The organism is Bacillus pretiosus, from assembly GCF_051294775.1.
Taxonomy (GTDB): domain Bacteria; phylum Bacillota; class Bacilli; order Bacillales; family Bacillaceae_G; genus Bacillus_A; species Bacillus_A wiedmannii.
In genome coordinates, this window is the sequence record NZ_JBPPHF010000071.1 from 1 (window position 1) to 329 (window position 329).

Annotated in this window: 1 protein-coding gene; it reads left to right on the forward strand. The window is 31.6% G+C overall.

Annotation, left to right across the window (positions count from 1 at the left end):
- Positions 1–99 precede the first annotated feature (99 nt).
- Positions 100–329: EamA family transporter (locus ACSG5Z_RS29895; protein WP_435712750.1), on the forward strand; the 230-nt coding region annotated here is incomplete at its 3' end.

Genomic DNA, 329 nt, shown 5'->3' on the forward strand with positions numbered 1-329 from the left:
GCTATTTAGTTGTTTTTCACATAACGGTTTTTCATTTTTAAAGGATTTTACATAAGAAAAAATCTATAATTAAGATAGTTAACATAAATTTTTTGATGGGTGTGGGGGATTATGAAAGAAATATGCATGTTATTAGTGGCTGTTATATTATGGGGGACAGCCATTGCGCCAACAAAGTGGGCATTAGAATCTATTCAGCCATTTACGTTGTTATTTATTCGCCTTTTCTTAGCTGGTGGAATCTGTTTACTATTCTCATTTAAACAATTAAAAAGATCAGTTGTACATAAACAGGTCCCGTGGAAAAGAATGAGTTTACTATCTTTTAC